Source organism: Thauera sp. 2A1, assembly GCF_009469595.2.
In the GTDB taxonomy this organism is placed as follows: Bacteria; Pseudomonadota; Gammaproteobacteria; order Burkholderiales; family Rhodocyclaceae; genus Thauera.
In genome coordinates this window covers 1-11,860 of the sequence record NZ_SSXV01000032.1, presented here as the reverse complement: position 1 = coordinate 11,860, position 11,860 = coordinate 1, and the positions used below count along the sequence as shown (strand labels likewise).

At 68.0% G+C, this 11,860-nt stretch carries 13 protein-coding genes; 10 read left to right on the top strand and 3 right to left on the bottom strand.

Going from position 1 to position 11,860, the window contains the following annotated elements; translation table 11 throughout:
* Nucleotides 1-20 precede the first annotated feature (20 nt).
* From GH664_RS20680 to purM, 3 genes are all read right to left on the bottom strand, one after another.
* Nucleotides 21-521, bottom strand: coding sequence for a DUF1810 domain-containing protein (locus tag GH664_RS20680; protein WP_153170012.1), 501 nt, complete (start codon nucleotides 519-521; stop codon nucleotides 21-23).
* Between the two features lie 90 nt (nucleotides 522-611).
* The gene (locus tag GH664_RS20675; protein ID WP_153170011.1) at nucleotides 612-2,534 is read right to left on the bottom strand and encodes an ATP-binding protein; all 1,923 of its coding nucleotides are present in this window, start codon (nucleotides 2,532-2,534) and stop codon (nucleotides 612-614) included.
* A gap of 54 nt (nucleotides 2,535-2,588) precedes the next feature.
* Nucleotides 2,589-3,632 (bottom strand): phosphoribosylformylglycinamidine cyclo-ligase, encoded by a 1,044-nt coding sequence (gene purM, locus GH664_RS20670; RefSeq protein ID WP_368857363.1) that lies wholly within the window; start codon nucleotides 3,630-3,632, stop codon nucleotides 2,589-2,591.
* A gap of 154 nt (nucleotides 3,633-3,786) precedes the next feature.
* On the opposite strand from purM, the gene GH664_RS20665 reads away from it, so the two are divergent.
* From GH664_RS20665 to GH664_RS20620, 10 genes are all read left to right on the top strand, one after another.
* On the top strand, nucleotides 3,787-4,890 hold the full coding sequence (locus tag GH664_RS20665; protein WP_153170009.1) for an AI-2E family transporter: 1,104 nt from the start codon (nucleotides 3,787-3,789) through the stop codon (nucleotides 4,888-4,890).
* Nucleotides 4,887-5,591 (top strand): DnaA regulatory inactivator Hda, encoded by a 705-nt coding sequence (gene hda / locus GH664_RS20660; RefSeq protein WP_153170008.1) that lies wholly within the window; start codon nucleotides 4,887-4,889, stop codon nucleotides 5,589-5,591. The genes GH664_RS20665 and hda overlap by 4 nt, the downstream gene beginning before the upstream one ends.
* Before the next feature lie 109 nt (nucleotides 5,592-5,700).
* Nucleotides 5,701-6,366: an HAD family phosphatase gene (locus GH664_RS20655; protein WP_153170007.1), complete on the top strand. Its 666-nt coding sequence runs from the start codon at nucleotides 5,701-5,703 to the stop codon at nucleotides 6,364-6,366.
* A 70-nt stretch (nucleotides 6,367-6,436) separates the two neighbouring features.
* A complete protein-coding gene (pcnB, locus tag GH664_RS20650) occupies nucleotides 6,437-7,798 on the top strand; it encodes a polynucleotide adenylyltransferase PcnB (RefSeq protein ID WP_153170006.1) in 1,362 nt (453 codons plus the stop codon).
* The gene (gene folK / locus GH664_RS20645; RefSeq protein WP_153170005.1) at nucleotides 7,795-8,289 is read left to right on the top strand and encodes a 2-amino-4-hydroxy-6-hydroxymethyldihydropteridine diphosphokinase; all 495 of its coding nucleotides are present in this window, start codon (nucleotides 7,795-7,797) and stop codon (nucleotides 8,287-8,289) included. Before pcnB ends, folK begins: the two co-directional genes overlap by 4 nt.
* Nucleotides 8,290-8,344: 55 nt before the next feature.
* Entirely contained in the window at nucleotides 8,345-8,728 is a 384-nt protein-coding gene (locus GH664_RS20640; RefSeq protein WP_153170004.1) for a DMT family protein, read from the top strand.
* A gap of 16 nt (nucleotides 8,729-8,744) precedes the next feature.
* Nucleotides 8,745-9,386, top strand: coding sequence for a deoxynucleoside kinase (locus GH664_RS20635; RefSeq protein ID WP_153170003.1), 642 nt, complete (start codon nucleotides 8,745-8,747; stop codon nucleotides 9,384-9,386).
* A gap of 94 nt (nucleotides 9,387-9,480) precedes the next feature.
* Nucleotides 9,481-10,296 carry a 3-methyl-2-oxobutanoate hydroxymethyltransferase gene (gene panB / locus GH664_RS20630; RefSeq protein WP_153170002.1) on the top strand — a complete coding sequence of 272 codons (816 nt, stop codon included), beginning with the start codon at nucleotides 9,481-9,483 and terminating at the stop codon, nucleotides 10,294-10,296.
* A 37-nt stretch (nucleotides 10,297-10,333) separates the two neighbouring features.
* Nucleotides 10,334-11,161 (top strand): pantoate--beta-alanine ligase, encoded by an 828-nt coding sequence (panC, locus tag GH664_RS20625; protein ID WP_153170001.1) that lies wholly within the window; start codon nucleotides 10,334-10,336, stop codon nucleotides 11,159-11,161.
* A 110-nt stretch (nucleotides 11,162-11,271) separates the two neighbouring features.
* Nucleotides 11,272-11,718 carry a CBS domain-containing protein gene (locus GH664_RS20620; protein WP_153170000.1) on the top strand — a complete coding sequence of 149 codons (447 nt, stop codon included), beginning with the start codon at nucleotides 11,272-11,274 and terminating at the stop codon, nucleotides 11,716-11,718.
* The last annotated feature ends 142 nt before the right edge of the window (nucleotides 11,719-11,860 follow it).

The window sequence follows — 11,860 nt, the reverse complement described above, 5'->3', positions numbered from 1 at the left end:
CGGTTCCGCGGCAGGTCTGGTCACTGCGTTGGCGCGGACGGCGGCTCAGCGCCCGCGGCGGCATCCGTCGCGCGCCCGAGCAGTTGCAGCGTTCTGTCGTCCCGGCTGCCGCCGTAATGGCGCGCCAGCACCTCGGCGAAGACGGGGTCCGACTGCGGCAGCACCGCGAACAGCGTCATCGACGACTTCAGCTTGAGCACATCCGGATAGCCGAAGATGTCGTCCGCCGAGCGCCCCTGCACCTCCAGCACTGCCTGCGCGCACTCCACCAGGCGCGGACCCAGCAGCGGGTGGCGCAGGTAGGCCTGCGCCTCGGCGAGGCTGCGGATGGCGTAGTGCATGGCCGTCGGACTGAGGCCCAGCCCTGCGAACTGCGGAAAGACGAACCACATCCAGTGCGAACTCTTGCGCCCGGCCCGGATCTCCATCAGCGCCTGCTCATGAATACCCTGCTGTGCCTCGACGAAGCGACGAAGATCGAAGCGATCCTCGTTGACGTCGGGGTGCGAAGAAGTGGTCATTGTGGTTCTCCGTCAACGGCAGCGGCGGGCCTCGCATCGAGGCCGCTGCAGGGTCACGACCGCCCCGGCATGCATGTCGCGCCCCCCGCTTCAGCCACCCATCAACGACAGGTGGATCTCGCTGCCGTAGCGGCAGACGATCTCGCGCTTGGCGGCGAGAAAAGCCTCGACGTCGCCATCATGCCCGCTGCGGCCGATGCGGTGGCGCGCCAGCTCGTCGGCGATCACGTCGAGGAACAGCTCGGCGAGCAGCAGCCGCGCCGAATCGCGGAAGTTGCCGCGACCGTCGACATACAACTGAACGGTGGGCGCCGCGGTGTTGATGATGATCTTCCGCTCCGCGGCGCTATACACCGCCCTGTCCTGCTCCTTGCCGAGGTAGCGGAACTCGTAGCCGGTGAACATCGCCTCGCCATGGTCGCGGCGCGGGTGGTGCCGGCTCGCACGGGATCGGGCGTGATGCGCGTGATGCGCATGATGGGCGGCGTGTTCGGCGATGACGATCTGGCACCACGCCAGATAGCCGCCGACGCGCACGACGATCTCGCCTCGGTCGCCCGGCGCAGCGCCCGTCGCCGTCCACTCGACGCATGGATCTTCGCCCAGATCGCGAACGGGCAGCTCCTTCGGCAGCGGACCGAGGCTGAGCCCTTCGCTCGTCGTCGCCTCGATGCTCAGCACCGCGTCGGCGCCAAGCTGCTGCGGGTCGACCAGCAGCCGCACGTGGAAGGGGTGGTTCGGGCTGCGGTAGTAAAAAGGCGTCGAGAAGCGCAACGCAGCGCGATCGTCCTCCGCATCGACGCTGTCTGTGTTGCCGTCCCGCCGCTCGGCCGCCCGGGCTGCGGCTGGATGCACGATGCCGAAGTCGTGGATCGCGGCCAGGTTCATGCGCTGCAGCAGGTGCTCGATCAGGTGCGCGGTGCGCCCCGAGGTGGTGGCGCGCTCAAGGTGCCTGAGCTTTTCCTGCTCGGCCATCACGCAGGGCGCGATCATCTTGCTGACCGCGCGATAGAAGGCAGCGACGAGAGGCTCCTTCGGGTTCAGCCCGGCGCGCTCGTCGCTGATGACGGCGACGCCCTGCGCGAGTTTCTCGACCAGCGCCGGACACCTCACCGTGCCGAACAGGTATTCGGTGCCGACCTGGTTCTCGTAGTCGAACAACTGGCAATCCAGCACCGCCGTGCCCGACAGCACCACCAGGCCGTTGGTGCGCTCGTCACCGCGCGGCGTGAGATCCGCGTCCAGCGCGCGCTTGAGGGTGAGGGTGAAGGCGTGGGTCTGCCGTTCGTGCTGGAACTGTCCGTTGAGCTCGGGGCCCAGCAGCAAGACCGAAGGCGGCTCCTCGAAGCGCACCGGGCCGCTTAGTTCGACCTCCGCGCCATCCTTCAGGTGCGCCACCTCGACCTGTCTGCGCGCCAGCAGATCGCGCAGGTAGAAGTTGTTGGCCAGCGCCTGCACCAGCGCGCCGAACTGCGAGATGCTGGCCTGCGGGCTTTCGACGACGATCGCCACGCGCGTGCCGTCGGCCGCGATGCCCAGCCGCTCGCGATCGCTGGCGGTCGCCTCGCGGTCGTGGCCGCCGTCATCGTAGAGGTAGCCACCATCCTCACCGCGGAACAGTTCGATGCGCGACAGCCGCCCGGCGTGAATGGTCTCGATCCAGCCGCAGCCCAGGCCGAAGATCGCCTGCTTGAGGCCGCGCCCGAAATAGCCGCGCCCGCCGTCCAGGCCCTGCGCAAGCGCGCTGTGAGCGCCGCCGTAGCTGAGGACGCGGCAGGCCTGGTCGAAGGCCATGCCCTCGGCCTGATCAGCCACCGTGAGCAGCGCGCCACGGCGGTGGCGCTCGTACTGCACGCCGATGCGGCCGCAGACCGGCACGCCGGCCCGCTCCAGCCGGCCGTAGCTGTCGTCGCAGTTGGTGATGAGCTCGACGATGGCCTTCTCGATCGACGCGAAGCGCCGCGAATCGATATCGATCACGCGCTGGTCGACGGGTATCGCATTGATCGCCATCCGCCCTCCCCCATGCTGCAAATGCTGCCGGCTGGTCTCGCCAGCCGGGCCCGATCAGCCGACGATGGTTTGCGCCTCGCCGTCCTTGCGTGCGTCGATGCGGCCGATGCGATGAACCGTCTCGCCCGCGGCCTCGAGCTTGGCTGCAGCGAGGTCGGCATCCTCGGCCGACACCACCACCGCCATGCCGATGCCGCAGTTGAACACGCGGTACATCTCCTGCATGTCGACGTTGCCTTCCTTCTGCAACCACCGGAACAGCGGCGGCAGTGTCCAGCTCGACGCGTCGATGCGGGCGGTGAGTTCGTCGCGCAGGATGCGCGGCACGTTCTCGGTGATGCCGCCGCCGGTGATGTGGGCCATGCCCTTCACCACGCCCGGCATCGCCTGCATCAGCGCCAGCAGCGACTTGACGTAGATGCGGGTGGGTTCCATCACCACGTCGCGCAGCTTGCGGCCGTGGAAGTCAGCGTCGAGGTCGGGTCTGGCGACGTCGATGATCTTGCGGATCAGCGAGTAGCCGTTGGAGTGCGCGCCACTGGACGCCAGGCCCAGCACCACGTCGCCCGGCACGATCCGGCTGCCGTCGATGATGTCGGCCTTCTCCACCGCGCCGACGGCAAAGCCGGCGAGGTCGTATTCGCCCGCCGGGTACATGCCGGGCATCTCGGCGGTCTCGCCGCCGATCAGCGCGCAGCCCGCCAGTTCGCAGCCTTGCGCGATGCCTTTCACCACGTCGGCGGCGGTGTCCACGTCGAGCTTGCCGCAGGCGAAGTAGTCGAGGAAGAACAGCGGCTCGGCGCCCTGCACCAGGATGTCGTTGACACTCATCGCCACCAGGTCCTGGCCGACGGTGTCGTGCTTGTCCAACTGGAAGGCGAGCTTGAGCTTGGTGCCCACGCCGTCGGTGCCCGACACCAGCACCGGTTCCTTGAACTTCTTCGACAGTTCGAACAGCGCCCCGAAACCGCCGATCCCGCCGAGCACCTCGGGACGCATCGTGCGTTTGGCGAAGGGCTTGATGCGGTCGACCAGCGCGTCGCCGGCGTCGATGTCCACACCGGCGTCACGGTAGGACAGGGAGGCTTTGTTGGAGATGTGGGATGCGCTCAAGATCGTTCCTCTGGGCAGGCGGAATGCAGGGCGTAGGCCCCCGGCGGCGGTCCGAACTTGAGGCCGCAACGCCAAGTGGCTACATTTACGGGTCTTGCGGGCCGTCTGCGCCCGCTTCAAGCCCGCGATTTTACTAGAAATGACCTCCCCCCGCGCCGACCGTCTGCAAACGCTCGTCTGGGCCGGTGCCGGCCTGGCGCTGGTCGCGCTGCTGTGGGCGCTCGGACCCATCCTCACCCCCTTCGTGATCGCATCGGTGTTCGCCTACATCTGCGATCCGGCGGTGAACTGGATGGTGGCGCGGCGCGTGCCGCGCGCGCTGGCGGTGCTGCTGGTCATCATCGGCCTCGGTCTGCTGCTGGTGGCGCTGGCGCTGATCCTGCTGCCCATGGTGTATCGCGAAGGGGTGATGCTGGTGCGCCGCCTGCCCGACCTGGTGGAAATGTTCAACGCCCAGGTGTCGCCCATCCTGCAGGCCCGGCTCGGCCTGGACCTGCAGCTCGATGCTGCGCAGTTCCGCCAGTTGATCGCCGACAACTGGACCAGCGCGCAGGACATCGTGCCCATCGTGCTCGGCCACCTGAAGACCGGCGGGCTGGCGCTGCTGGGCCTGGTCGCCAACGCGTTCCTGATCCCGCTGGTGATGTTCTACCTGCTGCAGGAGTGGCCGCGCATCCTCGCCGAACTCGAGCGCATCGTGCCCCGGCCGTGGCTGGACCGCACCTTGCAGATGATCAACGACATCGACCGCGTGATGTCCGAATTCCTTCGCGGCCAGTTGTCGGTGATGCTGCTGCTGGCAGTGTTCTACAGCGCAGGCCTGTGGCTGGCGGGCCTGAACTTCGCCCTGCCGGTGGGCGTGCTGACCGGCCTGCTGGTGTTCATCCCCTACGTGGGCTTCGGCGGCGGGCTGATCCTGGCCATCGTCGCCGCGCTGCTGCAGGGCGGCGGCTGGCCGCCGCTGGCGGGCGTGGCCCTCGTCTACGCCCTGGGGCAAGTGGTGGAGAGCTTCCTGCTGACGCCCTACCTGGTGGGCGAGCGCATCGGCCTGCACCCGCTGGCGGTGATCTTTGCGCTGATGGCCTTCGGCCAGTTGTTCGGCTTCGTCGGCGTGCTGGTGGCGCTGCCGGTCAGCGCCGCGCTGCTCGTGGGGTTGCGCGCGGTACGAAACGCCTGGTTTGCGAGCCCGGTGTACCTGGGCGAGCGTGCCGCCGCGATCGCGCGGACGCCGGATGAGCAATGAAGCAGCTCGTCCTCGACATCCGCCCCGACGCACCGCCGACGCTGGACAACTTCGTGTCCGGCGCCAATGCGGAGCTGGTCGCCACGCTCGCGTTGCTGGCCGGCCAGGCGACAGCAACGCAACTGCCGTCGCGCCACCTGTACCTGTGGGGTGCGCCCGGCAGCGGCCGCAGCCACCTGCTGCGCGCCACCGTCGCGCTCGCGCGCGAGGATGGCCGGCCGACGCATCTCCTCAACGCCGCGGACATCGACGACGCGCTGCCCGATACGCCCGGCGCGCTGGTCGCGATCGACGATATCGGCCACCTCGGTGAGCGGCCCGGCACCGAGGCGCAGATCGCCCTGTTCAATGCCTTCAACCGCGCCCGCGGCAACGGCCAGTCGCTGCTGCTCGCCGGCCCCTGCGCGCCGCTGGGCCTGAAGCTGCGCGAGGACCTGCGCACGCGCATCGGCCAGAGCCTGATCTACGAGGTGCAGCCGCTCGACGACGCTTCGCGCGCCGCCATCCTGCTTGCGCTCGCCGATCGGCGCGGACTGCGCCTGGCCGACGAGGTGGTCGACTTCCTGCTGCGCCACGGCCGCCGCGAGCTGAGCAGCCTGCTCGCCGTGCTCGACGCACTCGACGCCGCCTCGCTGGAACGCAAGCGCCCCATCACCGTCCCGCTGCTGCGCGAAATGATGCAGCAGGGGCTGGCGATCTGAGTGCCCGGCCCCTTGGTGCCCGGCCCCTTGGTGTCCAGCCCCCTGGTGTCCAGCCCCCTGGTGTCCAGCCTCCTACCCATCCTGATGATCCTGTACGGAAATCCCTGACGTGAATCTCGTTCTGTTCGACCTCGACAACACCCTCCTCGCCGGCGACTCCGATTTCGAGTGGGCGCAATTCCTGATCCGAAAGGGCGTGCTCGACCGCGAAGTGCAGGAAGCGAAGAACGTCCAGTTCTACGAACAGTACAAGGCCGGCACGCTCGACATCTTCGAGTTCCTCGACTTCCAGCTTGCGCCCTTGGCGCGCCACCCGCGCGCCCAGCTCGACGCCTGGCACCGCGAGTTCGTCGAAACCACGATCCGCCCGATGATCACCGACAAGGCCCGCGCCCTCGTGCGCCAGCATCTCGACGGCGGTGCGCTGGTGGCGGTCGTCACCGCCACCAACAGCTTCGTCACTGGCCCCATCGTGCTGGGCGAACTCGGCATCCCCCACCTCGTCGCGACCATCCCGGCGCAGGAAGGCGGCGCCTTCACCGGCAAGCCGCGCGGCATGCCGGCGTTCAAGGCCGGCAAGATCGAGCGCGTGGACAACTGGCTGGAATCGCTCGGCCTGCACTGGGGCAGCTTCGAGCGCTCTTGGTTCTACAGCGATTCGCACAACGACCTGCCGCTGATGACGCGCGTGACCAGCCCGGTCGCGGTCGACCCCGACGACACGCTGCGCGCCCATGCGCAGGCCGCGGGCTGGCCGGTGATCTCGCTGCGCTGACATCCCGACCGCGTCGGCGGCGGTCGATCGGTTATCATTCGCCGCTCATGCAAGAACCTCTCCTCCTCCGATGATCCGCAAGCTGCTGCGCAAGGTCTTCAATCGCCCTGCGCAACCCGTCCGCAACGAACCCGCCCTCATCCCTGTCGAGCGCCACCACATCCGCCGCGAGCAACTGTCGCCCGCGGCGCGCAAGGTGTGCGCGGGGCTGCAGGAGAGAGGCTACAAGGCTTATGTCGTGGGCGGCGCGGTGCGCGACCTGCTGATCGGCCATCCGCCCAAGGACTACGACGTCGCCACCAGCGCCACCCCCGAGGAAGTCCGTGCGCTGTTCCGGCGCTCGCGCATCATCGGCCGCCGCTTCAAGATCGTGCATGTGATGAGCGGCCCGGAGACGATCGAGGTCTCCACCTTCCGCGCCAGCCAGGACGCTAACAGCACCGACACCGACGAGCACGGCCGCGTGCTGCGCGACAACGTCTACGGCAGCCAGGCGGAAGACGCCACGCGGCGCGACTTCACCGTCAACGCCCTTTACTACGACCCGACCACCGAGACCATCGTCGACTACCACCATGGCGTCGCCGACGTCCAGCAGAAGACGCTGCGCATGATCGGCGACCCGCGCACGCGCTACCGCGAAGATCCGGTACGCATGCTGCGTGCGGTGCGCCTGGCGGCCAAGCTCGGGCTGGAGATCGATCCGGCCGCGCGCCATCCCATCCGCGACATGGCAGCGCTGCTGGAAAACGTCCCCGCGGCGCGACTGTTCGACGAGATGATGAAGCTGCTGTTCTCCGGCCACTCGCTGAAGTGCCTGCAGCAACTGCGCGAGGAAGGCCTGCATCACGGCCTGCTGCCGCTGCTCGACGTCATCCTCGAGCAACCGGTGGGCAAGCGCTTCGTCACGCTGGCGCTGGAGAACACCGACGAGCGCGTGCGTCAGGACAAGTCGGTGTCGCCGGGTTTCCTGTTCGCCACGCTGCTGTGGCAGGAAGTGCTGACAACGTGGGAACGGAAGAAGGCTGCCGGAGAACACAGCCAGCCGGCGCTGTTCGAGGCGATGGACGAAGTGCTCGACCTGCAGGCCGGCAAGCTCGCCATCACGCGGCGCATCGCCGGCGACATCAAGGACATCTGGGCGCTGCAGCCGCGCTTCGACAAGCGCACCGGCAAGACCCCCTACCGCCTCATTGAGCAGCCGCGCTTCCGCGCCGGCTGGGACTTCCTGCGCCTGCGCGCGCAGGCGGGCGAGATTCCGCTGGAGATCCCCGACTGGTGGGAGCGCTTCGCCCACGCCGGCCATGACCAGCGCGAGGCCCTGATCCACCAGGCGCCGGCGGAGCTCGCACCGGCGAAGAAGCGCCGGCGCCGCAAGCGCAAGCCGAACGGCGCGACGCCAGACGGCGACACCGGAGCGGAGGCGGCGTGAGCGGCCCGGCGCGAATCCGCGCCTACATCGCCTTCGGTGCGAACCTTGGCGAGCCGGCGCAGGCCTTCCAGTTGGCGCTCGAGCGCATCGCCGCGCTGCCGGCCACGCAGGTCGCAGCGTGCTCCTCGCTCTACCACACTGCGCCGGTAGGCGTGGCCGACGACCACCCGGACTACATCAACGCGGTGATCGCGGTGGACACTGCCCTGGCGCCGCGCGCGCTGCTGGACGCGCTGCTGGCGATCGAGCATGAAGGCGGGCGCACGCGGCCTGCGCAGCTTGCGCCGCGCACCATGGATCTCGACGTCCTGCTGCACGGCGATGCGGTCATCGACGAGCCGGGCCTGGTGGTGCCGCATCCGCGCATGCATGAGCGCGCCTTCGTGCTGCAGCCGCTGGCCGAAATCGCGCCCGATGCCGAAATCCCCGGCCGCGGCAGGGTGCTCGCCCTGCTCGCCGGCATCCGCGGCCAGGCCATCGTCCGGCTCTGACGCGCCCCGGCAGCAGACAGCAACGCAGCAAGCCACGCCTCCACGGAGAACGCCCATGCCCGCCTGGCTGCAATCCGCCGCCGCCCCGCTGCTCGCCGCGCCCGCCTGGATGCAGGCCGCGCTGCTGCTCGTCGGATCGAACGTGTTCATGACCTTCGCCTGGTACGGCCACCTTCGCAACATGCATGGCAAGGCGTGGTACATGGCCGCGCTGGTGAGCTGGTCGATCGCGCTGTTCGAATACCTGCTGCAGGTTCCCGCCAACCGCATCGGCGCCACGGCGCTGAGCCTGGGCCAGCTCAAGATCATGCAGGAGGTGATCACCCTGCTCGTCTTCGTGCCCTTCGCGGTGCTGTACATGAAGCAGCCGCTCAAGCTTGACTATCTCTGGGCGGGCTTGTGTATGCTTGGCGCGGTCTATTTCATCTTCCGCAACTGAGGCAAGGGCCGCCGCCATGCTCGAGAAAGCGCGCTACATCGTCGTCGAGGGCCCGATCGGGGCGGGCAAGACCTCGCTCGCCCGGCGCCTCGCCGAGCGCCTGCCGGCGGAAAGCCTCTTCGAGCAGGCCGAGAGCAATCCCTTCCTGTCGCGTTTCTACCAGCACCCCGAACGCTGGGCGATGGCCACCGAGCTGTCCTTCTTCTTCCAGCGCATCGACCAGGTCGCCGCCCAGCTCGGCGACCTGAGCGGCGATCGCCGCGTGGTGTCGGACTTCATCCTCGACAAGGACAAGCTCTTTGCCGGGCTGAACCTCAGCGACGACGAGTTCGCGCTCTTCAAGCGCATCTTCGACAGCCTGCGCCCTGCCACGCCGCCCCGGCCCGACCTGGTGATCTACCTGCAGGCCAAGCCCGACACGCTGATGGAGCGCATCCGCCGCCGCGGCAACGACGCCGAGCGGCGCATCACCGAGAGCTACCTGGAGCGCGTCGCCGACCGCTACGCGCGCTTCTTCTACCAGTACGACGCCGCGCCGCTCTTCATCGTCGACGCCGGCGTGCTCAATCCGGTGGACAAGGACGAGGATTTCGAGCTGCTCGTCGAGCGCCTGCGCAACATGCGCGGCTATCGCGAATTCTTCGGCTACGCCGGCTGAATTCCTGCCGCCGCGGCGCGTGCCGACGGGCCACGCCCCCTTGTGCGTTGCAGCACTTTGGTGAAAACTCCGCCCCTCCAAACAGGAGAACGCCATGAGCTACCTGCAGGATCAGAAACCGGTCACGCTTTTCGAGCTGGGCAAGATGCGCGCCGAAGGCCGCAAGATTGCCATGCTCACCGCCTATGACGCCAGTTTCGCCGCGCTGTGCGGTCGCGCCGGGGTGGACGTCGCATTGATCGGCGACTCGCTGGGCAACGTGCTGCAGGGGCAGAAGTCCACCCTGCCGGTCACGCTCGAGCACATGGCCTACCACACCGAGTGCGTCGTCCGCGCCGACAGCCGCGCCTTCGTGCTCACCGACATGCCTTTCGGCAGCTACCACGAGAACCGCGAGCAGGCCATGCGCAGCGCCGCGCGGCTGATGGCGGCCGGCGCGCAGATGGTCAAGCTGGAAGGCGGCGAATTCATGGCGGAGACGATCCACTTCCTGGTCGAGCGCGGCGTGCCGGTGTGCGCCCACATCGGTCTCACGCCACAGTCGGTGCATCAGCTCGGCGGCTACCGCGTGCAGGGCCGCAGCGAGGAAGGCGCGGCACGGCTGAAGGCCGACGCGCTGGCGCTGGAGCAGGCCGGCGCGGCGATGATGGTGATGGAGATGGTGCCCGCCGCGGTGGCGAAGGACGTCACCGCCAGCCTGAAATCGATGGCCACCATCGGCATCGGCGCCGGCCCCGATTGCGACGGCCAAGTGCTGGTGCTGCACGACATGCTGGGCGTGTTCCCCGGCAAGACCGCACGCTTCGTACGCAACTTCATGAACGGCGCCGCCAGCATCGAGGAAGCCGTCGCGCGCTACGTTGCCGCGGTCAAGGACGGCAGCTTCCCCGCCCCTGAACACTGTTACTGAGCGGACGAGCTTTCGCATCCGCCACCTCCTGACGACCATGCAGATCCACCACACCATCGAGAGCCTGCGCGCGGCACGCGCATCTGCGGGCAAGGTCGCCTTCGTGCCCACCATGGGCAACCTGCACGAGGGCCACATCACCCTGATGAAGCAGGCGCGCGAGCACGCCGACACGGTGATCGCCAGCATCTTCGTGAACCGCCTGCAATTCGGTGCGGGCGAGGACTTCGACCGCTATCCGCGCACGCTTCGGGCCGATTGCGAGATGCTTGAGGCCGCCGGCGTCGGCCATGTGTTCGCGCCGGACGAAACCGTGATGTATCCGCAGCCGCAGCGCTACGTCGTGCAGCCGGCGGCTGCCCATGTCTCCATCCTGGAAGGCGAGTTCCGGCCCGGCCACTTCGGCGGCGTGGCGACGGTGGTGCTCAAGCTGCTCAACATCGTGCAGCCGGACGTGGCACTGTTTGGCAAGAAGGATTACCAGCAACTGATGGTCCTCAGCAACATGGTGCGCGAGCTCGCCCTGCCGGTCGAGATCGTTGCTGGCGACACGGTGCGCGCTGCCGACGGCCTCGCGCTGTCTTCCCGCAACGGCTACCTCAGTGCCGAGGAGCGCGCCGAGGCGCCGAACCTGCATCGCGTGCTGGCACGCGTGCGCGACGCGGTGCGCGCGGGCGACCACGATCTGCTCAAGCTCGAGACCGAGGCGATGGCCGAGCTCGCCGCCCGCGGCTGGGTGCCCGACTACATCGCCGTGCGCCGCCGCGCCGACCTGCAGCCGGCGCTGCACCTGGACGATGCGCTGGTGGTCCTGGCTGCGGCGAAACTGGGCAGGACGCGACTGATCGACAACCTCGAGATCTGACGCGGCGGCGCCAGCGTGGCGTCGATCGCCGTTCCCATCTATGCTGTAAACGTTGCGCAACAGCGTGCAACGTCACCGACAACAAGGCAAAAGCGGAGGGACTGGAAGCAATGACGACCACGGTCAAACAGATTCTCGATCAGAAGGGCGGCAAAGCCGTCTCGGTGCATCCCGATGACACGGTGTTCACTGCGCTTTCCCTGATGGCGGAGTTCGACATCGGCTCGGTCATCGTGACCGAAAACGATCGCTTGCTCGGGATCTTCACCGAGCGCGACTACGCTCGCAAGGTGGTCCTGAAAGGTCTGGTCTCCAAGGATGTGAGGATCGGCGAGTTGATGACGCCCAACCCGTGCACCGTGTCGCCGTCGAGCACGGTCGACGAAGTGATGCGCACGATGACCGAAAACCGCTTCCGCCACCTGCCGGTGGTCGATCACGGCCACATCGCCGGCATCGTGACGATCGGCGACATGGTGAAATCGATCGTGACCCAGCAGGAGGCGACGATCCGCCAGCTTTCGAGCTACATTTCGGGCGATCTGGCGACGAACTGAGCTCTCCGCCAGCGCTATCGAGTAGGGGACGGGGTCACCCCCGTCGCCCTCTCACACCACCGTACGTGCGGTTCCGCATACGGCGGTTCATGAAAGACACTGGAGCCGTCGCGTCGTATCGAGCAGCGACACCAGACCCAAA